This is a genomic window from Nocardia sp. NPDC059228 (genome assembly GCF_042754245.1).
GTDB lineage: Bacteria > Actinomycetota > Actinomycetes > Mycobacteriales > Mycobacteriaceae > Nocardia.
Map to the genome: position 1 here is coordinate 114,339 of NZ_JBHZAL010000003.1, position 24,320 is coordinate 138,658.

General features: G+C 70.5%; 1 protein-coding gene (only partly in view). It reads left to right on the top strand.

Annotated elements, in window-relative coordinates; all coding sequences use genetic code 11:
- A protein-coding gene (locus ACFXKA_RS06760; RefSeq protein ID WP_379426415.1) for a non-ribosomal peptide synthase/polyketide synthase crosses the window boundary here: on the top strand, positions 1-24,320 show its 5' portion. The gene runs 19,960 nt beyond the window's last position; only the first 24,320 of its 44,280 coding nucleotides appear in the window; the start codon lies at positions 1-3; its stop codon lies beyond the right edge, outside the window.

The window sequence follows — 24,320 nt, forward strand, 5'->3', positions numbered from 1 at the left end:
TTGGACCGGCTGGATTTCGGCGGCATCGGCGAAGCTGGCAGCGAAATCGCACCGGGATCGGGCGAACTTTTCCCGCTGTCGCCGGCGCAGCTCGGCATCTGGTATGCCCAGCACCTGGACCCGCAGGTCCCGATCAATATCGCCCAGTACGTGGAACTGCGCGGCGAACTCGACCTCGAGTTGCTGGAACGCGCCATGGTCCACGGCTCGGAGGAGTTCGGGTCGGGCTTCCTGCGCATCGTCGAGCGTGACGGCGAGCCCATGCAGATGGTGGACCACTCGCTGGACCGCACCATCTACCACGTCGATCTGACCGATGAGGCCGATCCGGCCGCCGCGGCCCAGGCCTGGATGCGCGCCGACTACAGCGCCCCGCTGGACCTCACCCGGGACCGCCTCATCCGCACGGCCATGCTGAAGCTGGCCGACGGCCATTACTACTGGTACGCGCGCATCCACCACATCGTGCTGGACGGCTTCGGCGCGGTGACCTACATGACTCGCGTCGCCGAGCTGTACACCGCGTACGTGCGGGGCGTCGAGCCCGCGCCGCACAAGCTGACCGACCTGCCCACCCTGGTCGAGCAGGAATTCGCCTACCGCGAGAGCAGCCGCTTCAAGTCGGACAAGGAGTACTGGGCCGAGCGGGTCGCCGGGCTCGAGGACGGCACCAGCCTGGTCGGCCGCTCCGCGCCGCCGGCCGCCATCAACCGGATCGCCACGGGCGCGCTCAGCGAGGACCAGAGCTCGCTGCTGGACGACGCCGTGGCGCGTCACGAGTCGTCGCCCGCGGGTCTGCTCATCGCCGGGTTCGCCGCCTATCTCGCGCAGTGGACCGGCAGCGAGGACGTCATCCTCAGCCTCCCGGTGACCGCGCGCACCACCGCGATCATGCGCCGCTCCGGCGGCGCCGCCTCGAACATCGTGCCGCTGCGCCTGCGCGTCGGCCACGGCGTGACCGTGACCGAGCTGCTCAAGCAGGTGCAGGTCGAGGTGTCGGGCGCGCTGCGTCACCAGCGCTACCGCGCCGAGGACATTCGCCGTGACTCCAGTGGCGAGTTCACCGGCGGCGAGGTGGGTTCGCAGTTCTTCGGCCCGTGGGTCAACATCATGTTGTTCCACAACGAGGTCGTACTCGGTGACATCACCGGTGAATACAGCGTGCTGTCCACCGGTTCCATCGAGGATCTGGGCGTCAACTTCTACCAGTCGGTGAAGGGCACCCGGAATCACATCGATTTCGAGACCAACCCCAACCTGTACTCCGCGGACGAGACCGAGCGTCACCACGCGCGGTTCCTGGAGTTCTTCGACCGCTTCCTGGCGGCGGGGGCGGAGCAGCCCGTCTGGGGCCTGCCCATCACCACCGCGGCCGAGCGCGCCCGCACCCTGGTGGAGTGGAACTCCGCCGCGCACGAGGTGCCGGTCACCACGCTGCCGGCGTTGCTGGACAAGCAGATTCCGCTGACCCCGGACAATGTCGCCGTCGAGTTCGAGGGCGAGCAGCTCACGTACGCCGAGTTCGGTGCGCGCGTCAATCGCCTGGCCCGCTTCCTCATCGCGGACGGCGTCGGCCCGGAATCGCTGGTCGCCCTGGGCATGCGCCGCTCGCTCGACCTGGTCGTCGGCATGCACGCGGTGCTGCGCGCCGGTGGCGCCTACGTGCCGATCGACCCGGATCACCCGGCCGACCGCACCGCCTACATCCTCGAGTCCGCGGCACCGGTCTGTGTGCTGACCACCGCTCGCGACGAGCTCGAGCTCCCGGAGTCCGTGCGCCGCTTGGAGATCGACACGCTCGACGTCTCCGGCTTCTCCGCGGAGCCGGTGACCGATGCGGATCGCCTGGCCCCGCTGCGCCCGGACAACACCGCCTACGTCATCTACACCTCGGGTTCGACCGGCCGCCCCAAGGGCGTCGCCGTCACCCACCACGCCATCGTCAATCAAGAGCTGTGGATGCTCGACGAGTATCCGCTCACCGAAGACGATGTCTACCTGCAGAAGACCGCCACCACCTTCGACGTGTCGCTGTGGGGCTACTTCATGCCGCTGCTGGTGGGCGCGAAGCTCGTCGTGGCGACCCCGGACGGCCACCGCGATCCGCTGTACGTGGCGGAGATGATCGAGCGCCACGGCGTCACGGTCACCGACTTCGTGCCGTCCATGCTGACGGTCTTCGTCGCGCACGCCACCCGGGCCCAGTGTGCCTCGCTGAAGTACGTTTTCGTGATCGGTGAGGCGCTGCCGCCGGAGACCGGCGCGGGCTTCCGCGAGATCACCTCGGCCGGGCTGCACAACCTGTACGGCCCCACCGAGGCCGCGGTCTCGGTCACCTACTGGGAGAACACCGCCGCCGACACCGTCACGGTGCCGATCGGTCTGCCCGAGTGGAATGTCGAAGTCTACGTTCTGGATTCGCGGCTGCGGCCCGCCGCCATCGGCGCCGCGGGTGAGCTCTACCTAGCGGGCCGTCAGCTGGCGCGCGGGTACAAGGGCCGTCCCGATCTGACCTCGGATCGCTTCGTCGCGAACCCGTTGTCGCCCAAGGGCGAACGCATGTACCGCACCGGTGACCTGGTGCGGTGGAACGAGTCCGGCGCGCTGGAGTACATCGGCCGCACCGACTTCCAGGTGAAGTTCCGCGGTCAGCGCATCGAGCTCGGTGAGATCGAGACCGACCTGCTGGCCCACCCGACCGTCAGCCAGGCTGCCGTCCTGGTCATGGACACGGCCACCGGTCAGCAGCTGGTCGCGTACGTGGTCCCGGTCCCCGGGCTGTCCATCGATCCGGCCGAGCTGACCCGTTTCGCCGCCGAGAAGCTGCCGTCCTACATGGTTCCGGCGTCGATCATGGTGCTGGACGCCTTCCCGCTCAACACCTCCGGCAAGCTGGACCGCAAGGCCCTGCCGGAGCCGGTGTTCAGCGCGGATGCCGCCGGCTACCGCGCGCCGCGCACCGCCGCCGAGGAGATCGTGGCGGGCGTGTTCGCCGATGTGCTCGGCCACGACCGGGTCGGCGTCGACGACAACTTCTTCGATCTGGGCGGCAACTCGCTGGTCGCCACCCAGGTGGTGGCCCGCATCTCGGCCGCGTTCAGCACCCGCCTGGGTGTGCGCGCGCTGTTCGAGACCCCCACCGTGGCGGGCCTCGCCGCGCGGGTGGAAGCCGCTGGGCCGTCCGATGTCTCGCGTACTCCGCTGGTGGCGCAGGAGCGCCCGGACCGGGTGCCGCTGTCGCTGGCGCAGCAGCGCATGTGGTTCCTCAACCAGTTCGACCCGAACGTCCCCACCTACAACCTGCCGTTCGTGGTGCGGTTGCGCGGACAGGTCGATATCGAGGCCCTGCAGCTGGCGCTCGCCGATGTGGTCGCGCGCCAGGAGTCTCTGCGGACCATCTTCCCCGAGTCCGGCGACGGCGGCTTCCAGCAGGTGCTGCCGATGTCCGAGGTGGAGCTGGGCATCGAGGTCATCGATCTCGCCGAGGCCGAATTGCCGTCCGCGCTGGCGGAATTCGCCTCCGCCGGTTTCGATGTCTCGACCCAGCTGCCGATTCGCGTGCGCGTGTTCCGGGTCGCCGGTGCTGCGGTGCTCGATGCCGGCGAGGTCGATCTCGCCGTCGCCTTCGTGGTGCATCACATTGCGGCGGACGGCTTCTCGTTCGGGCCGCTCTCGCGCGACATGACCGCCGCCTACCTGGCCCGCGTGGCCGGTCAGGAACCCGCGTGGGCGCCGCTGCCGGTGCAGTACCAGGACTTCAGCATCTGGCAGCGCGAGGTGCTCGGTTCGGAATCCGATGCCGAGTCCATGGCCGCCCGTCAGATCGCCTACTGGCGTGGGGCGCTGGCCGGGCTGCCGGACCAGCTGGACCTGCCGGCCGACCGGCCGCGTCCGCCGGTGCAGAGCTTCCACGGCTCCCGCGTCACCTTCGACATTCCGGCCGAATTGCACACCCGGCTGGCGGGTTTGGCGCGCGCCCAGGGCGTTTCGCTGTTCATGGTCATGCACAGCGCGCTGGCCGTGCTGCTGGCCCGGCTCTCGGGCACCAGCGACATCGCCATCGGCACCCCGGTCGCCGGTCGTGGTGAGCAGGCGCTCGACGACCTGATCGGCATGTTCGTCAACACCCTGGTGCTGCGTTCGGAGGTGGATGGGGCTCAGCGCTTCACCGACTTCCTGGCCCGCACCCGGGAGACCGACCTGGCTGCCTTCGCCAATACCGATGTCCCGTTCGAGCGGCTGGTCGAGGTGCTCAACCCGACCCGTTCGCAGGCCCGGCACCCGCTGTTCCAGGTCATGCTGTCGTTCCAGGAGATGTCGCACGGCTCCATGGAGCTGCCCGGCCTCACCGTCTCCGCGGACGAGCTCGAGGTCGACATCGCCAAGTTCGACCTGCAGTGGACGCTGACCGAGCAGCGCGGCCTGGCCGGTGAGCCGGCCGGGCTGGCGGTGGTGCTGTCCTACGCCACCGATCTGTTCGACGCCTCGACCGTGGCCGAGTTCGGGCAGCGCTACCTGCGCGTGCTCGAAACCGCCGTTGCCGCACCGGACACCGTGGTGCGTGACATCGACGTCCTCGACGCCGATGAGCGCGAGACCGTGCTGCACGCGTGGAACCACACCGCGCGCGAACTCCCCTCCGCCGCAACCGTTCTCGACTTGTTCGAGCGGCAGGTGCGGATCCGGCCGGACGCCACCGCGCTGATCTTCGATCCGGGCGAGCGCAGCGGCAGCATGTTCGGCCCCGCCGAGGAGCTGAGCTACGCGGAGTTCTCCGCGCGCGTGAATCGCCTGGCGCGCCGGCTGATCGACGCCGGCGTGGGTCCGGAGTCCCTGGTCGCGGTGGGCATCCGCCGCTCGGTGGACATGCTGGTCGCCATCTACGCCACCCTCACCGCGGGCGGCGGCTACGTGCCGATCGACCCGGACCACCCGGCCGAGCGCACCGACTACGTGCTGCGCACCGCCGAACCGGTGGTGCTGCTCACCACCGCCGACGATGCGGTGGAAACCTCGGATTGCCCGGTGCTGCACCTGGATTCGCTGGATCTGGGCGACTACAGCGCCGCCCCGGTCACCGACGCGGACCGGCTGGCGCCGCTGCGGCCGGCCAATGCCGCCTACGTGCTCTTCACCTCCGGCTCGACCGGCCGCCCCAAGGGCGTGGCCATCCCGCATGCCGCGGTGCTCAACCAGATCGCCTGGATCACCCGCGAATACGACATCGACGACACCGATGTGATCCTGCAGAAGACGCCGGTCACCTTCGACGTCTCGGTGTGGGAGCTGTTCGGCTCGCTGGCCGTGGGCGCGCAGCAGGTCATCGCCGCGCCGGACGGCCACCGCGATCCGATGTATCTGTCGGAGGTCATCGGCCGGCACCGGGTCACCATGACCTCGTTCGTGCCGTCCATGCTGAGCGTGTTCGCCTCCAGCGCCTCGTCGGCCGAATGCCTGTCGCTGCGTGCGGTGCTGGTCGCCGGTGAGGCGCTGCCGCCGGCCACCGTGACCGCCTTCCGCCGCTTCTCCACCGCGGCCGTGCACAACCTGTACGGCCCGACCGAGTTCACCGTGCACGCCACCTACGCGCCCATCGACGCGCCCGTGGTCGCCTCGGTGCCCATCGGCCGCCCGGTGTGGAACGCGCAGACCTATGTGCTGGACGAGGGCCTGCGCCCGGTGCCCGCGGGTGTCCCGGGTGAGCTCTACCTGGGCGGTGTCCAGGTGGCGCGCGGCTACTTCGGCCGCCCGGACCTGAGCGCCGAGCGCTTCGTCGCCAATCCCTACGGCGAGCCGGGTTCGCGCCTGTACCGCACCGGTGACCTGGTGCGCTGGAACCACAACGACCCGGGCGTGATCGACTACATCGGCCGCACCGACTTCCAGGTGAAGTTCCGCGGCCAGCGCATCGAGCTCGGCGAGATCGAGACCGCTCTGCTGGACCACCCCAAGGTGCAGCAGGCCGTGGTGCTGGTCATCGACACCGTGGCCGGCGATCAGCTGGTCGCCTATATCGTGGCCGGCGGCCCGGTGGATCTGGACGGCGTCAAGACCTCGCTGCAGCGCACCCTGCCCGCCTACATGGTGCCGGGTTCGATCATGGTGCTGGACGCGTTCCCGGTGAACGCCTCCGGCAAGCTGGACCGCCGCGCGCTGCCCGCGCCGCGCTTCGAGGTGCGCGAATTCCGTGCTCCCACAACGCCGATCGAGGAGATCGTCGCCCAGATCTTCGGCGAGGTGCTGGGCATCGCCCGGGTCGGCGTCGACGACGACTTCTTCGAACTGGGCGGCAACTCGCTGATCGCCACCCAGGTGGCTACCCGGCTGGGCACGGCCCTCGACACCCGCGTGCCGGTGCGCATGCTGTTCGAGGCCGCCACCGTGGAAGCCCTGGCGGCCCGGGTGGAATCGCACGTCGGCGACGGCGGCCGCAAGGCCCTGGTGGCCCGCGAGCGGCCCAGCGAGGTCCCGCTTTCGCTGGCGCAGCAGCGCATGTGGTTCCTCAACCGCTTCGACACCGCCTCGGCGGTGAACAACATCCCGGTCGCCATCCGGCTCTCCGGTGAGCTCGATATCGCGGCCCTGCAGGTCGCGGTCATCGATGTCATCGACCGCCACGAGTCGCTGCGCACCGTCTTCCCGGAGACCGCGCACGGCCCGGTGCAGCGGGTGCTGGACGCCGCGCAGATCGTGCCCGACCTGACGCCGGTGCCGGTCACCGAGTCGAATCTGATCGACCACCTGGTCGAGCTGGCCACCATGGCCTTCGACGTCACCGACGAAGTGCCTTTGCACGCCGCGCTTTTCGAGATCAGCGAGACCGAGTACATCCTCGGGATGGTGGTCCACCACATCAGTGCCGACGGCTGGTCCATGGGCCCGCTGGCCCGCGACGTCATGGTCGCCTACGCCGCGCGCACCTCGTGGGAGGCCCCGGCCTGGGCGGAACTGCCGGTGCAGTACGCCGACTACGCGCTCTGGCAGCGCGAGGTGCTCGGTTCCGAGGACGACCCGGATTCGCTGATCGCCAAGCAGATCCGCTACTGGACCGACGCGCTCGCCGATCTGCCGGACGAGCTGGTGCTGCCCGCCGACCGGCAGCGGCCGGCCGTGGCCAGTTACCAGGGTGGCACCTACCCGTTCGCCATCTCCGCCGAAACCCAGCAGGCGCTGGTGGATCTGGGCCGCCGGCACAATGCCTCGCTGTTCATGGTCATGCACAGTGCGCTCGCGGTGCTGCTGGCCCGCCTGTCCGGGACCGGCGACATCGCCATCGGCACCCCGGTACACGGCCGCGGCGAGGCCGCGCTCGACGACCTGATCGGCATGTTCGTCAACACCCTGGTGCTGCGCACCGAGGTGGACGGCAGCGAGACCTTCGCCGATCTGCTGGCCCGCTCCCGCGACACCGACCTGCACGCCTTCGCGCACGCGGACGTGCCGTTCGAGCGGCTGGTCGAGGTGCTCAACCCGGCCCGCTCGCAGGCCCGCCACCCGCTGTTCCAGGTCATGCTGACCTTCCAGAACACCCGGCAGGCCAGCCTGGAACTGCCCGGGCTCTCGGTCAACGGCATCGACTACGACGCCCGCCTGGCCAAGTTCGACCTGCAGCTGACCCTGCAGGAGGCGCAGGACGACCACGGCGAGAACGCCGGTATGTCCGCCGAGATCTCCTATGCGCTGGACCTTTTCGACGAGCCCACCATCGCGGCCTTCGCGCACCGCCTGGACCTGATCCTGGCGGCCGTTGTCGCGGACCCGGACCGGCCGCTCGGCGATATCGACCTGCTGGTCGCCGACGAGCGCGAGCGGGTGCTCGACGACTGGAACGACACCGCGTTCAACCTGGCGCGAGTGCTGCCCGCGCTGCCGGAGGGCGAGGCCGCGACGCTGGTTTCGCTGTTCGAAGCACAGGCTCTGACCAGCCCTGATGCGCCCGCCGTGGAATTCGAGGGGACGGGTCTGTCCTACGCCGGGTTCGCGGCGCGGGTGCATCAGCTGGCCCGCAAGCTCATCGCCCAGGGCGTGGGCGCGGAATCGCATGTGGCGCTGGCCATCCGGCGCTCGCTGGATCTGGTCGTCGCCATGTACGCGGTGCTGGAGGCCGGTGGCGCGTACGTGCCGCTGGATCCGGATCAGCCGGACGAGCGCATCGACTACGTGCTCGACACCGCCCGCCCGGTCGCGATCCTCACCACCAGCCGCGACGATTTCGTCACCGGCCGCAATGTGCCGGTGCTCGAGGTCGACACGCTGAACCTGGAGGCCTACTCCGACGCGCCGATCACGGATGCCGAACGGGGACAGGCGATCCGGCCGGAGCACACGGCCTACGTCATCTTCACCTCCGGTTCGACCGGCCGCCCGAAGGGTGTCGCGGTCGAGCACGGCGCGATCGTGAACCGCCTGCTGTGGATGCAGCACGAGTACCCGATCGACGCGAACGACGCTGTCCTGCAGAAGACTCCGGCCACCTTCGACGTGTCGGTCTGGGAGTTCTTCTGGCCCCTGCAGACCGGCGCCCGCCTGGTGGTCGCCAGGCCGGACGGCCACCGCGACCCGGTGTACCTGGCCCAGGTCATCGCCGAGACCGGCATCACCACCGCCCACTTCGTGCCGTCGATGCTGTCGGTGTTCGTCGCCACCCTCGGCAACGAGAACGGCGACTCCTCGGTCCCCGCACCGCGTTTGCGGCAGGTCTTCGCCTCGGGTGAGGCGCTGCCCGCGCCGACCGCGCAGAAGCTGCGCGAGCTCACCGGTGCGCGGCTGCACAACCTGTACGGCCCGACCGAAGCGGCCGTCGACGTCACCTACCACGAGGTCGTGGACACCGACACCGTGTTCGTGCCGATCGGCCGCCCGGTCTGGAACACCGAGACCTACGTGCTCGACGCCCGCCTGCACCCGGTCGCGCCGGGTGTCGCGGGTGAGCTCTATCTGGCGGGCGATCAGCTGGCGCGCGGCTACCTCGGCCGCCCCGACCTGTCCGCCGATCGGTTCGTCGCGAACCCGTTCGTCTCCGGTGACCGCATGTACCGCACCGGCGACCTGGTCTCCTGGACCGCCGACGGTGAACTGAACTACCTGGGCCGCACCGACTTCCAGGTGAAGTTGCGCGGTCTGCGCATCGAGCTCGGCGAGATCGAGGCCGCGCTGCTGGCGCAGCCGGCCATCGCCCAGTCGGTCGTGGTGGTGCGCACCGATGCGCACGCCGGTGACCAGCTGGTCGGCTATGTGGTCCGTGCGGCCGAGGCGGTCGTCGACGTCGACGCGGTCAAGGCCGCGCTGAGCGGCTCGCTGCCCGCCTACATGGTCCCGGCCGCGCTCGTGGTGCTGGACGCCTTCCCGGTCAACGCCTCCGGCAAGCTGGACCGCCGGGCGCTGCCCGCGCCGGTCTTCGAGGCCAAGCGTTTCCGCGCCCCCTCGACCCCGATCGAGGAGATCATCGCGCAGATCTTCGCCGACCTGCTCGGCGTCGAGCGCGTCGGCGTGGACGACGACTTCTTCGAGCTGGGCGGCAACTCGCTGGTCGCCACCCAGGTGGTGGCCCGCCTGGCCGCCGCGCTCAACGCCGAGATCGGCGTGCGCGTGCTGTTCGAGGCCCCGACCGTGGCCGCGCTGGCCGCCCGCGTCGAGTCGCACGCGGGAACCGGTGTGCGCCAAGCGCTCACGGTTCGGTCCCGGCCGGAGTACCCGCCGCTGTCGCTGGCGCAGCAGCGTATGTGGTTCCTCAACCGGTTCGATCCGGAGTCGGCCGCCAACAACATCCCGGCGGCCGTAAGACTCACCGGCGCACTGGATCTCGACGCCATGCGCGGGGCCATCGCCGACGTGGTGGCGCGGCACGAGTCGCTGCGCACCCTCTACCCGTCGCACGAGGGCGTCGCCTACCAGAAGGTGCTGCCCACCGGCCGTGCCATCCCCGAGCTGGATGTGCTGGACGTGACCGAGGGCGAATTGTTCGCCGCGGTCTACGATTTCGCCGCCCGCGGCTTCGACGTCACCACCGAGACCGCCGTCCGCCTGCGCGCCTATCGCCTCGCGGCCGACGATCACGTGCTGGTGCTGGTGGCCCACCACATCGCCGCCGACGGCTTCTCGATGAACCCGCTGGTGCGCGACCTGATGACCGCCTACATCGCGCGCAGCAACGGCGAGACCCCGGGCTGGACCGAACTGCCGGTGCAGTACGCGGATTACGCGCTGTGGCAGCGGGAAACGCTGGGCTCGGAAGAGGATCCGCGCTCGCTCATCACCGAGCAGCTCGACTACTGGCGCGGCACCCTTTCCGGCCTGCCGGACGAGCTGCGCCTGTCGGCCAAGCCGCGCCCGGCCGTCGCGTCCTACGACGCCGGTACTCACCGGTTCCAGGTGCCGGGCGAGCTCATCGCCGGGCTGAACCGGGTGGCGCAGTCCAATGGCACCACCCTGTTCATGGTGGTGCACAGTGCTTTCGCCGCGCTGCTGGCGCGCCTGAGCGGCACCGAGGACATCGCGGTCGGCATTCCGGTGGCGGGCCGTGGCGAGCAGGCCCTCGACGATCTCGTCGGCATGTTCGTCAACACCCTGGTGCTGCGGTCGCCGGTCGATCCCGCCACCAGCTTCACCGACCTGCTGAAGACCGTGCGCGAGCGCGATCTGCAGGCCTTCGCCCACGCGGACGTGCCGTTCGAGCGGCTGGTCGAGGTGCTCAACCCGGCCCGCTCGCAGGCCCGGCACCCGCTGTTCCAGGTCATGCTGTCGTTCCAGAATCTGGGTCGCACCTCGCTGGAGCTACCGGGTCTGAGCGTGTCCGAGCTGGCCATCGACCAGCAGTCGGCCAAGTTCGATCTGCAGCTGACGCTGAGCGAGGTCATCGATGGTGCCGCGGCGGGCCGCGAATCGGACATCGCGGCCATGGATGCCGAACTCGTCTACGCGACTGACCTTTTCGACGCGCAGTACGCCGATGTGTTCGCGCAGCGCTTCGTCGCCATGCTCACCGCCGTGGCCGCGGACCCGACCCAGCTGGTCGGCGATGTCGAGCTGCTGAGCGAGGCCGAACGCCGCCAGCTGCTGGTCGGCTGGAACGAGACCGCGTTCGAGCTGGACACCGCACTGCCGGAGATCTCCGAAGGCGCTGCGGCGACCTTGGTTTCGCTGTTCGAGGCGCAGGTTGCGCTGACCGCCGAGGCGACTGCGGTCACCTTCGAGGGGGCAAGTCTGTCGTACGCCGAGTTCGCGGCCCGTGTCCGCAAGCTCGCGCGCTGGCTCATCGCCGAGGGCGTGGGACCGGAATCCTTTGTGGCACTGGGCATGCGCCGCTCCATCGACCTGGTCGCGGGCATGTACGCCGTCACCATCGCCGGTGGCGCGTACGTGCCGCTGGATCCGGATCACCCGGCCGAGCGCACCCAGTACATCCTCGAGACCGCACAGCCGGTCTGCGTGCTGACCTCCGGCGACGACCTGGAAGGCGTTGACGCGCGCCAGGTCCGGATCGACGAGCTGGACCTGTCCGGCTTCGCCGACACCCCGGTCGCCGATGCCGAACGCCGCTCGCCGCTGCGGCCGCAGAACACCGCGTACGTGATCTTCACGTCCGGCTCCACCGGCCGCCCCAAGGGTGTGGCCGTGAGCCACGCCGCGATCGTGAACCGTCTGGTCTGGATGCACGCCCAGTACGGGCTGGCCGCCTACGACGTGGTGTTGCAGAAGACTCCCGCCACCTTCGACGTGTCGGTGTGGGAGTTCTTCTGGCCCTTGCAGGTCGGCGCGCGCCTGGTCGTCGCCAAGCCGGACGGCCACCGCGATCCGGCCTACCTGGCCGAGATCATCGTCCGCGAGGGCGTCACGGTCACCCACTTCGTGCCGTCCATGCTGGCGGTCTTCGTGGCCGAGCCGGCCGCGGCCGACTGCGTCAGCCTGACCAATGTCTTCGCCTCCGGTGAGGGCCTGCCCGCGCCGACCGCGCAGAAGCTGCGCGAACTGACCGGCGCTCGCCTGCACAACCTGTACGGCCCCACCGAGGCCGCGGTGGACGTGACCTTCCACGAGGTCACCGACGCCGACCTGGCCTCGGTGCCGATCGGCGCGCCGGTCTTCAACACCCAGGTGTACGTGCTGGATTCGCGTCTGAAGCCGGTTCCGGTGGGTGTCGCGGGTGAGCTGTACCTGGCGGGCGATCAGCTGGCCACCGGCTATGTGGCGCGCCCCGACCTGACCGCGGATCGTTTCGTGGCCAACCCCTTCGGCGCCGGCGCCCGCATGTACCGCACCGGTGACCTGGTCACCTGGACAGGGCATGGCGAGCTGGAGTACCTGGGCCGCACCGACTTCCAGGTGAAGCTGCGCGGTCTGCGCATCGAGCTCGGCGAGATCGAGTCGGCGCTCACCGCGCTGCCGTCGATCGCTCAGTCCGTGGTGGTGGTCCGCACCGACGAGCGCACCGGCGATCAGCTGGTCGCCTACCTGATCGCCGCCGACGGTCATCTCGACCTCGACGCGGTCAAGGACGAACTGTCCGAGCAGCTTCCGGCCTACATGGTCCCGGCCGCCTTCATGGTGCTGGACGCCTTCCCGCTCAATGCCTCCGGCAAGCTGGACCGCAAGCAGCTGCCCGCGCCGACCTTCGCCGCCAAGACCTACCGCGCCCCGGCCACGCCGGTGCAGCAGACGGTCGCCGGCACCATCGCCGACGTGCTCGGCCTGGACCGGGTCGGCCTGGACGACGACTTCTTCGAACTCGGCGGCAACTCGCTCATCGCCACCCAGGTGATCGCGCGCCTGTCGGCCGCCCTGGACGCCGACATCCCGCTGCGCGCGCTGTTCGAGGCCACCACCGTGGCTTCCCTTGCCGCGCAACTGGAATCGCGCGTCGGCACCGGCGCCCGCGCGGCACTGGCCGCCCGGGAGCGCCCGGAGCTGGTGCCGCTGTCGCTCGCACAGCAGCGCATGTGGTTCCTGAACCGCTTCGACAACCGCACCGCGGTCAACAACATCCCGGTGGCGCTGAAGCTCACCGGCGCGATCGACCCGGCCGCCTTCACCGCCGCCATCGGCGACGTGCTGGCCCGCCACGAGTCGCTGCGCACCATCTACCCCGAGGTCGAGGGCGACGGGTACCAGCGCATCCTGCCGCTGTCCGAGGTCGACTTCGAGGTGCGGACCGAGACCGTCACCGCGGCCGACCTGACCGCCCGCATCACCCAGCTCGCGAGCGTGTTCTTCGACGTCACCCGCGAACTGCCGTTCCGCGCCACCGTGCTCAGCCTCAGCGAAAACGAGCACGTCGTCGTGCTGGTGCTGCACCACATCAGCGCGGACGGCGTCTCGCTGCGCCCGCTGCTGCGGGATGTGGTGGCCGCCTACCTGTCCCGCAGCACCGGCGAGGCCCCGGCGTGGTCGCCGCTGCCGGTGCAGTACGCCGACTACACGCTGTGGCAGCGCGAGATCCTCGGCGCGGAAACCGATTCCGAGTCCCTGGCGGCCCAGCAGATCGCCTACTGGACCGACCGGCTGGCCGACCTGCCCGAGCAGATCGAGCTGCCCGCCGACCGTCCGCGGCCGGAGATCGCCACCAATGCCGGTGGCACCTACGACTTCTCGATCGACGCCGAGCTGCACCGCGCCCTGACCGGCGTGGCCCGCGAGCACGACGTCACCCTGTTCATGCTGGTGCACGCCGCCCTGGCCACCTGGGCCGCGCGCCTGTCCCGCGCCACCGACATCGCCATCGGCACCCCCATCGCGGGCCGCGGCGAACGTGCGCTGGACGACCTGGTCGGCATGTTCGTCAACACCCTGGTGCTGCGCAGCGAGGTGCGGCCGGACGCCGCCTTCCGCGACCTGCTGGCCCAGGTGCGCCGCACCGACCTGGCCGCCTTCGCGCACGCCGACGTGCCGTTCGAGCGTCTCGTCGACGTGCTCAGCCCGGTCCGCTCGCAGGCGCACCACCCGCTGTTCCAGGTAGCGCTGACCTTCGAGGCCGCCGGGGCCAAGGACGCCGCGGCGGTCGCGCTGCCCGGCCTGGAACTCGAGGTCGTCGAATTCGACCCGGGCACCGCCAAGTTCGACGTCCAGCTCACCGTGAGCGAGCGCGCCGACGGCTCGCTGGGCCTGTCCTGGAACTACGCCGCCGATCTGTTCGACGCCGAGACCGTCATCTCCTTCGCCGAGCGCCTGGTCCGCATCCTGCGCGCGGTCGCCGAGGATCCGGCCGCGCTCATCGGCGATATCGACCTGCTGGGCGAGGGCGAGCGCCACAATGTGGCCGAGCACTGGGTCTCCGCGGGCGAGGACATCGTCGCCCTGGCCCAGACCGCGCGGGCCGCGGTCGCCGACGCCGAACGCGCTGTCGCCGAGGGCACCTCGGGCATCGCGCCCGAGGCCGCCGCCCTGCTCGCGCTGGGCGCGTCCGCCGAGCGCCTGGCCAACCCGCTGGCCGCCCTGGCCAGTCCGTTCGTGGCGGCCGACGCCACCCTGTCGAGCCTGTTCGACCTGGCGGTGGCCGCGAATCCGGAGCGCGTCGCGGTGCGCTTCGGCGACGAGGAACTCACCTACTTCGACCTGGACCGTCGCGCGAATGTGCTGGCGCGCCGCCTGATCGGCGAGGGCGCGGGACCGGAATCGCTGGTCGCGGTGCTGCTGCCGCGTTCGGCGGATCTGGTGGTGGCGCTGCTGGCCGTGATCAAGACCGGTGCGGGCTACGTGCCGATCGATCCCACCTACCCGGCCGACCGCATCGCCTACGTGCTCTCGGACGCGCGGCCGACCAGCGTGATCACCGACTCGACCGTGCAGGTCGAGCAAGCGCGGGGAGGCGGAGCGGCGGCCGGGCTGAACACCATACTGCTGGACGGGTTCTCGCTGGAGGCGGGCAATATCGTGGACGCGGCCGACGGGCCGGTCACCGACGCCGAACGCCGGTCCGCGCTGCGCCCGGACCACGTCGCCTACGTGATCTACACCTCCGGCTCCACCGGCCGCCCCAAGGGCGTGGCCGTGGCGCACCGGAACGTGGTGCGGCTCATGGCGAACACCGATCGCGAGTTCGGCTTCGGCCCCGACGACGTGTGGACCCTGTTCCACTCCTACGCCTTCGACTTCTCGGTGTGGGAGCTGTGGGGCCCGCTGCTCTACGGCGGCAAGCTCGTCGTGGTCGACTACTACGTCTCCCGCTCGCCCGAGCAGTTCCTGGAACTGCTGCGCCGCGAACAGGTCACGGTGCTCAACCAGACCCCGTCGGCCTTCTACCAGCTGGCCGAGGCGGACCGGATCGCTACCTCGGCGAGCCGGGAATCGGATACCGCCGCCGGTGACCAGCAGTCGCTGGCACTGCGCTACGTCGTCTTCGGCGGTGAGGCGCTCGAGCTGCGCCGCCTGTCGGATTGGGTTGCCCGCCACGGTGATTCCACGCCGTACCTGGTGAACATGTACGGCATCACCGAGACCACCGTGCACGTGTCCGTGCGCGTGCTCGATGCCGACACCATCGCCGCCGCCACCGGTTCGGTGGTCGGCCGGGCCATCGCGGGCCTGCGCGTCTACGTCCTCGACGACCGCCTGCACCCGGTGCCGGTCGGTGTCGCGGGCGAAATGTATGTCGCCGGACCGCAGTTGGCGCGCGGCTACCTGGGCCGCCCGGACCTGTCCGCGGCCCGCTTCGTGGCCAGTCCCTTCGGTATCCCGGGCGAGCGGCTGTACCGCTCCGGCGACGTGGCCCGCTGGAACCGCTTCGGCGAGCTGGAATACCTGGGCCGCGCCGACGACCAGGTCAAGGTGCGCGGCTTCCGCATCGAGCTCGGTGAGATCGAGTCCGCCGTGCTCGCCCAGCCGGGCGTGGCACAGGCCGCGGTCATCGTGCGCGAGGACCAGCCGGGCGATCAGCGCATCGTGGCCTACGTGGTGCCGGAGAACGGCGTCGCGCCGGCCGTGGACGCGGTCCGCGACGGCGCGGCCGAGCTGCTGCCGTCCTACATGGTCCCGTCGGCCATCGTGGTGCTGGACGGAATCCCGTTGACCGTCAACGGCAAGCTGGACCGCCGGGCGCTTCCGGCTCCGGCCGCGCAGGCGCGGGCCTTCCGCGCCCCGGAGACCCCGGTGCAGGAGACGGTCGCCGCCGTCTTCGCCGAGGTCCTGGATCTACCGCGGGTCGGCCTGGACGACGACTTCTTCGATCTGGGCGGCAACTCGCTCATCGCCACCCGGGTGGTGTCGCGCATCGGCGCGGCCCTGGACACCACGGTCGCGGTGCGCACCCTGTTCGAGGCCACCACGGTCGAGGCCCTGGCCGCCCGCATCGAATCGCACGCCGACGGCGCCTCGCGCGCCAAGCTGGTGGCCCGGACGAGGGCTCCCGAAGCGCAGGGAGGTGGAGCGGAGCTGGCGCCGCTGTCGTTCGCGCAGCAGCGCATGTGGTTCCTGAACCAGTACGACACCTCCTCGGCGGCCTACAACCTGCCGCTGGCCATCCGCCTCACCGGTGAACTCGACACCGCCGCACTGGAACTCGCGGTCGCGGACGTGGTCCGCCGGCACGAGTCGCTGCGCACCCGGTACCCGGAGCACGGCGGCACCCCGATGCAGGTGGTCGTCCCGGCCGAGGAGATCGCCCTCGACCTGCGGCCGGTCACCGTCGCGGCCGAGGACGTGACCGCCACCGTGACCGCCTTCGCCACACTGGGCTTCAATGTGGCCGAACAGGTTCCGGTGCGCGCCCGCCTGTTCCGCGTCGGCGGCGAGGACGCCACCGAGCACGTGCTCGTGGTGGTCGTGCACCACATCGCGGGCGACGGCTTCTCGATGTCCCCGCTGGCCCGCGACGTCATGGTCGCCTACACCGCGCGCAACCAGGGCGCGGTCCCGGGCTGGGCCCCGCTGGCCGTCCAGTACGCCGACTTCGCCGTCTGGCAGCGCGCAGTGCTGGGCTCCGAAGAGGATTCGTCCTCGATCATGGCCCGCCAGGTGGCCTACTGGCAGCGCGTGCTCGGCGGCGTGCCCGACGAGCTGGCCCTGCCCGCCGACCGCCCGCGCCCGGCCATCGCCTCGCACCGCGGCGCGACGCTGCAGCGCACGCTGTCGCCGGAGCTCGTCGCGGCGCTGGAAGACGTTGCCCGCCGCCGGGGTTCGTCGCTGTTCATGGTCATGCACAGCGCCCTCGCGGTGCTGCTGGCCCGGCTGTCCGGCGGCGACGACATCGCGATCGGCACCCCGGTCGCCGGTCGCGGTGAGGCCGCGCTGGACGACCTGGTCGGCATGTTCGTCAACACCCTGGTGCTGCGCACCGGCATCGACCCGGCCGAGTCGTTCACCGACCTGCTGGACCGCGTGCGGCACACCGACCTCGACGCCTTCGGTAATGCCGACGTGCCGTTCGAGCGGCTGGTGGAACTGCTCGCGCCCGAGCGCTCGCAGGCCCGCAACCCGCTGTTCCAGGTCATGCTGGCGTTCCAGAACCTGGATCGCACCAGCATCGAGCTGCCGGGGCTGACCGTCTCCACGCTCGACCTCGACGAGAACATCTCCCGCTTCGACCTGCAGTTCACGCTGTCGGAGCAGGACTCCGGGATGGCGCTGGCGCTGACCTACGCCACCGACCTGTTCGATGAGGCCACCGCGGCCGGATTCGCGCAGCGCTGGGTGCGGGTGCTCGAGGCCGTCGCGGCCGACCCGGAGCTCGGCGTCGGCGCGATCGACATCCTGGACCAGGACGAACGCGCCGATCTGGTGGCCCGTTTCGGCCTGCCCGCCGTTCCGGCGCGCACGCTGCCCGAGCTCATCGCCGACGCCGTCGCCATCGATCCGGCCGCGACCGCGGTCGTGTTCCAGGGCAGGAGTCTGTCCTACGGCGAGCTGGATGCCCGCTCGAACCGTCTGGCGCGCTTGCTCATCGAGCGCGGCATCGGCGCCGAGGATCTGGTCGCCGTGGCCGTGCCGCGGTCGGACGACTCCTACTTCGCCGAATGGGCGGTGTCCAAGACCGGTGCGGCCTTCGTGCCGGTGGACCCGAACTATCCGGCCGACCGCATCGCCCACATGGTCACCGACTCCGGTTCGCCGGTCGGCCTCACCGTGGCATCGGTGCGTGCGGACATGCCGGACTCGGTCGAGTGGCTGGTGCTCGACGAGCTGGAACTGAATGCCTTCGCGGACACCGCGATCGCCGACGCCGAGCGGGCGCGCCCGCTGCGTCCGGAGCACCCGGCCTACGTCATCTACACCTCCGGTTCCACCGGTGTGCCCAAGGGCGTCGTGGTCACCCACGCGGGTCTGGCCAATTTCAGCGTCGAGCAGGCCGAGCGGTACGCGCTCGACTCCTCTTCGCGCGCACTGCATTTCGCGTCGCCGTCGTTCGACGCGTCCATGCTGGAGTTCCTGCTCGCCATCGGCAGGGGCGGCACCCTCGTGGTCGTCCCGCCGGGCACCTACGGCGGTGAGGAGCTCGCCGAGCTGATCCGCCGCGAGCAGGCCACCCACGCCTTCATCACCCCGGCCGCGCTGTCCACCTTCGGACCGGCGGGCCTGGACTCGCTGCGCGTGCTGGTCGCCGGTGGTGAGGCCGTCCCGGCCGATCTGGTCGAGAAGTGGGCGGTGCCGATCGGAGAGGGGACGGAGTCGGATGGCACCATTCGTGCCTTCCACAACGGGTACGGCCCCACCGAGACCACGATCATGACCAACATCAGCGATGCGCTGGTGCCGGGCGATCTGGTCACCATCGGCGGCCCCATCCGGGGCATGCAGTCGCTGATCCTCGACAACCGCCTGCGCCCGGTTCCGGTGGGTGTCGCGGGTGAGCTGTACCTGTCGGGCATTCAGCTGGCGCGCGGCTACCACGCGCGGCCGGGCCTGACCGCCGACCGGTTCGTCGCCAACCCGTACGTGGCGGGCGAGCGCATGTACCGCACCGGTGACGTGGTGCGCTGGACCCCGGACGAAGCGCGGGGGGGCGGAGCGTTGGTCGAGTACGTCGGCCGTTCCGACTTCCAGGTCAAGGTGCGTGGTTTCCGCATCGAGCTGGGCGAGATCGACGCCGCATTGGCTTCGCACGAGTCCGTCGACTTCGCGGTCACCGTGGGCCACAAGAACGCCGCGGGCGCGACGTCGCTGGTGTCGTACGTGGTTGCCACACCGGGTCATTCGATCGACGTGGCGGCCGTGACGGCGCACGTCGAGGCGCGTCTCCCCGCGTACATGGTGCCGTCGGCGGTCATGGTCATCGACCGGGTGCCGCTGACGCCGGTCGGCAAGCTGGACCGCCGGGCGCTGCCCGAGCCGGTCTTCGCCACCGAGGTGGTCTTCCGCGCGCCGCGCAATGCCCTCGAGCACACCATCGCCGAGGTCTTCGCCGAGGTGCTGGGCCTGGAGCGGGTCGGTATCGACGACTCGTTTTTCGCCCTGGGCGGTGACTCCATCGTCTCCATCCAGCTGGTGTCGCGGGCCAAGGCGCGCGGGGTGGTGTTCAGCCCGCGCGACGTGTTCGAACAGCGCACGGTCTCCGGTCTGGCCGCCGTCGCGACGGTATCCATGGACGGCCGGGGCGATTCGACCCCGCAGCTGACCGAGCTGCCGGGCGGCGGCGTGGGCGTCATGCCGCTGACCCCTGTCGTGCGCTTCATGGCGGGCCGGCCGGGCGAGTTCGGCCGCTTCAACCAGACCATGGCGCTGGAGCTGCCGATCGGCATCGATCGCGCGGGCATCGCCGCCACCGTCGGCGCGGTCATCGACCGCCACGACATGCTGCGGGCGCGCCTGCGCCGGGTGCCGGACGCGGACTGGATCGTCGAAACCGCCGCTCCCGGGACGATCGACGCGGATGCGCTGATCGATCGCACCGAGTTCGACGCGAGCGTCACCGACGCTCAGCTGGTCGAGATCGCCACGGCCGCACTGGATGCCACCCTCGACAAGCTGGATCCGGCTGCGGGACAGGTCATCCGATTCGTGTGGCTGGAGCCGTCCGACGCCACGGCGAGCCGTGCATCGGGCACCGCTCGTGCCGGACGCCTCGTCGTCGCCGCGCACCACCTCGTGGTCGACGGCGTCACCTGGCGAATCCTGGTGCCGGACTTCGTCGCCGCCTGGGGTCAGCTGTCCGCCGGACAGACTCCCGAGCTGGTAGCGCCCGCCACCAGCATGCGCACCTGGGCGCACGCCCTCGAGCGTGAGGCCGCCACCGACGAGCGCGTCGCCGAACTCGAATTCTGGCGCACCGTCGTCGAGGGCCCGGACCCGCTGCTCACCGAGCGCCCCATGGATCCGGCCGTCGACGTCACCGCCACCATCGAGAAGCACCGCGTCGAGCTGTCGGCCGAGGCCACCAAGGCGCTGCTGACCACCGTCCCCGCGCTGTTCCACGGCGGTGTCAACGACGGTCTGCTGACCGCGCTCGCCTTGGCGGTGGCCAAGTTCCGCGCCGCCAAGGGACTGGGGGAGAAGGCCGGGGGGCAGGACACAACCCTCGTCCGCCTCGAGGGCCACGGCCGCGAGGAAGAGGTCGTGCCCGGTGCCGACCTGTCGCGCACGGTCGGCTGGTTCACCGCCATCTTCCCGGTGCGTTTCGATCTGTCCGGCATCGACGTGGACGCCGCCCTCAGCGGCGGGCCCGCCATGGGCCGGGCCATCAAGGCCGTCAAGGAGCAGCTGCTCGCGGTGCCGGACAAGGGCATCGGCTACGGCCTGCTGCGCTACATGAACTCCGACACCGCCTCGCAGCTGCCCAAGCAGCTGCCGGGCCAGGTCAGCTTCAACTACCTGGGCCGGGTCAACGACGGTGATGTGCCGGAGGCGCTGCGCGGCTTCGGCTGGATCCCGGCTCCCGAGCTGGCGGATCTGGCCGGCGCCTACGACGCCGACATGCCCGCCATGGCCCCGATCGACATCAACGCCATCGTGGTCGGGGAGAAGCTGACCGCCAATATCGGCTACCCGAGCACGCTGATCGGTGCGCAGGAGATCGCCGAATTCGCGGCGCTGTGGACCTCGGCGCTGGAAGCCGTTGCCCGGCATGCCGATTCCGCGCAGGCGGGCGGGCACACCCCGTCCGACTTCGGCCTGGTGCGCGTCACCCAGCGCGATATCGACGGCTGGGAGAAGCGGTACGGTGCGCTGAACCAGGTGTGGCCGCTGTCCGCGCTGCAGGCCGGTCTGCTGTTCCACGCGCAGCTGGCCGCCACCTCGGTCGACGTGTACACCGCGCAGGCGGTGCTCACCCTCGAGGGCCGCGTCGACGCCGACCGGCTGCGGTCGGCCGCGCAGGCGCTCATCGAACGCCACGAAATCCTGCGCACCGCCTACGTGAACGACGCGTCGGGTGTTCCGGTGCAGGTGGTCATCGACGGCGTGCAGGTGGCGTGGACCAACCACGACCTGACCGACATCGCCGACGAGGAAGCCCGCGCGGCACGCGCCGCGGAGATCATCGCCGCCGACCGGGTGCAGCGCTTCGACCTGACCGCGCCGCCGCTCATCCGCTACACGCTGGTGCGGACCGCCGCGAACAGCTACCAGCTGGCCGTGGCCAACCATCACATCCTGCTCGACGGCTGGTCCATGCCGCTGCTCATGCAGGACCTGCTGGTGCTGTACGCCACGCACTCCGACACCGCGGTGCTGCCGCCCGTGCGCTCCTACCGCTATTTCCTGGAATGGGTTGCGCAGCAGGACCGTCCGGCCTCGCTGGCGGCGTGGCAGCGGTCGCTGCACGGCGTCTCCGAGCCGACCCTGCTCACCCGCCCCGACGCGGGCCGCGAGATCACCGCCCTGTCCGGCGAGTACTTCTTCGACCTGGACGAGGCCGCGACCGCGCGCCTGACCGCGCTGGCCGCCGACCTCGGCGTCACCCCGAACACCGTGCTCCAGGTCGCCTGGGGCATCCTGCTCGGCCGCCTCACCGGCCGCGAGGACGTGCTCTTCGGTACCACGGTGTCCGGCCGACCGGCCCAGCTGTCGGGCGTCGAGTCCATGGTGGGTCTGTTCATCAACACCGTGCCGGTGCGGGTCGCCTTCGACCCGGCCGAGCCGGCGAGCGCGCTGCTCACCCGCACCCAGGGCGAGCAGGCCGATCTGCTCGACCACCACTACGTGGGCCTGGCCGACATCCAGACGGCGGCGGGCATCGGCGGGCTCTTCGACACCCTGGTCGTCTTCGAGTCCTATCCCGTGGACGCCGACGGCATCCGGTCCCAGGCCGCCGATATCGACGGCATGGCCGTCACCGGCCTGGACGCCGCGGACGCCACCCACTACCCGCTGACCCTCATCGCCCAGCTCGACACCCGCCTGCGCATCCGCGCCGGCTACCTGCGCGACCTGTTCGACGAGGACACCGTTCACCGCATCGCCGATCGCCTGGTGCGCGTGCTGACCGCCATCACCACGGAACCCGCTGCGGCCGTGGGCGATATCGAACTGCTGGACGCACCCGAACGCGAGCTGGTCGTCGAGCGCTGGAACGACACCGCCTTCGACGTCGAGGCCGTGCTCACCGATCGCTCCGCCTCCCCGCGCTTGGCGGCCGAGGCCGCGACCCTGGTCGCGATGTTCGAGGCGCAGGTGGAGCGGACGCCCGACGCGACCGCGCTCAGCTTCGAAGGGACGAGTCTGTCCTACGCGGAGTTCGCCGACCAGGTGCACCGCCTGGCGCGCTGGCTGGTCGAGCGCGGTGTCGGAGCGGAATCGTTCGTGGCCCTGGGCATGCGGCGTTCCATCGACCTGGTCGTCGGCATGTACGCCGTCACCGTCGCCGGTGCCGCCTACGTGCCGCTGGACCCGGATCACCCGGCCGAGCGCATCGAGTACATTCTCGAGACCGCCGACCCGGTGACCGTGCTGACTTCCGGCGAGGATCTGCCGATCGATACCGCGCAGGTCCGCATCGACATGCTGGAGCTGGCCAGCTACTCGGCCGCTCCGCTCACCGATGCGGATCGCCGTGCGCCGCTGCGGGAGTCGAACAACGCGTACGTGATCTTCACGTCCGGTTCGACCGGCCGCCCGAAGGGCGTGGCGGTGCCGCACTCGGCCATCGTCAACCGCCTGGTCTGGATGCAGGCGGCCTACGGGCTGACCGCCGACGACGTCGTCCTGCAGAAGACCCCGGCCACCTTCGACGTCTCGGTGTGGGAGTTCTTCTGGCCCTTGCAGATCGGCGCGACGCTGGTCGTGGCCAAGCCCGAAGGCCACCGCGACCCGGCGTATCTCGCGGATCTCATTGCCCGCGAGGGTGTGACGGTCACCCACTTCGTGCCGTCCATGCTCGCGGTGTTCGTGGCCGAGGAGGCCGCCGCGCGGTGCACCAGCCTGCGCAAGGTCTTCGCCTCCGGTGAGGCGCTGTCGCCCAAGCCCGCGCACAAGCTGCGTGAGCTCACGGGCGCGGAGCTGCACAACCTGTACGGTCCGACCGAGGCCGCGGTCGACGTCACCTTCCACCAGGTCGTGGACGCGGACGTCGATACCGTGCCGATCGGCCGCCCGGTGTTCAACACCGAGGTGTACGTGCTGGATTCGCGTCTGCGGCCGGTTCCGGTGGGTGTCGCGGGTGAGCTGTACCTGGCGGGCGATCAGCTCGCGACGGGGTATGTCGCGCGCCCGGACATCACGTCGGATCGCTTCGTGGCCAACCCCTTCGGGGACGGCGAGCGCATGTACCGCACCGGTGACCTGGTCACCTGGACCGCGGACGGCGAGCTGGAGTACATCGGCCGCACCGACTTCCAGGTCAAGCTGCGCGGTCTGCGCATCGAGCTCGGCGAGATCGAATCCGCGCTCACCGCACTGGATTCCATCGCGCAGTCGGTGGTCGTGGTGCGCAGCGACGTGCACACCGGCGATCAGCTGGTCGCCTATGTCATCCCGGCGGCGGACCACACCGTGGACGTCGAGAAGGTGCGCCTGGAGATCGGCGAGAGCCTGCCCGCGTACATGGTGCCGTCGGTCCTGATGGCGCTCGACGAGTTCCCGCTCAATGCCTCCGGCAAGCTGGACCGCAAGGCGCTGCCCGCGCCGGTGTTCGAGGCCGCGGTGTTCCGCGCGCCCGTCACTCCGGTCGAGCAGATCGTGTCCGGCGTGTTCGCCGAGATCCTCGGCCTGGAGCGGGTCGGCCTCGACGACGACTTCTTCGCGCTCGGCGGCAACTCGCTCATCGCCACCCAGGTGGCGGCGCGCCTGTCGGCCGCGCTGGACACCCACCTGGGTGTGCGCGAGATCTTCGAGGCGTCGACCGTGGCCGCCCTGGCGGCGCGCGCCGAAACCCATTCCGGCGCAGGCACTCGCCAGGCGCTGATCGCGCAGCAGCGGCCGGAGCGGCTGCCGCTGTCGCTGGCCCAGCAGCGGATGTGGTT